Origin of the sequence: Cytobacillus stercorigallinarum (genome assembly GCF_014836495.1) — a bacterium.
Classification (GTDB): Bacteria; Bacillota; Bacilli; order Bacillales; family Cytobacillaceae; genus Cytobacillus; species Cytobacillus stercorigallinarum.
In genome coordinates, this window is sequence record NZ_JACSQT010000038.1 from 1 (window position 1) to 762 (window position 762).

Sequence of the window (762 nt, forward strand, 5' to 3'; positions counted from 1 at the left end):
AGTCAAAACCACCCGTGATAACGGGTGGTTTGTTCTGCGGCTGAAAGCCTTTGTTACTGACCAGACCCTAAAGGGCTACTGAAGGGTTCGCCAATTGTACTACTTCTTCTGGCCAGACCTCAAAGGTCTCCTTCTTTTTATCTTTTCTTCTTTTTTCGATTTACTTCTTCTCCTGTAAATGGATCTAGATACTCCATCATACTTAATTGCTCCGCCACTACATCATCTTGTATTTGATTACGAATGTATTCTTCTATTACCTTCTTGTTTCTCCCAACTGTATCTACATAATAGCCTGTACACCAGAATTTTCTATTCCCATACTTATATTTTAGATTTGCATGACGATCAAAGATCATTAAACTACTTTTACCTTTTAGATACCCTACAAATGACGATACACTTATTTTTGGTGGGATACTCACTAACATATGTACATGATCTTTACATGCCGTTGCTTCGATTATTTCAACTCCTTTCCTTTCACATAACAGCCTTAAAATTTCTCCAATATCTTTCTTTATTTTTCCGTATATCACTTGCCTTCTATACTTTGGGGCAAACACTATATGATACTTACAATTCCACGTTGTATGTGCTAAACTATTAGTGTCTTTTGACATTAAAAACTCCTCCGTTGCTTTGATTTTGGTTGGCGAACCATGATTATCTTAGCATCTCGGAAGAGTTTTTTTAATACAACGCTATAAGCTTTTTGGAACCCTAGGCCGAGCCCAGGGTTTTCATTTACTAAAAAATAAA

The 762-nt window shown here is 36.5% G+C and carries 1 protein-coding gene; it reads right to left on the reverse strand.

Annotated features, from left to right (window positions below):
- Window positions 1-137: 137 nt before the first annotated feature.
- On the reverse strand, window positions 138-623 hold the full coding sequence (tnpA, locus tag H9655_RS22280) for an IS200/IS605 family transposase (RefSeq protein ID WP_191817419.1): 486 nt from the start codon (window positions 621-623) through the stop codon (window positions 138-140).
- Window positions 624-762: the final 139 nt, after the last annotated feature.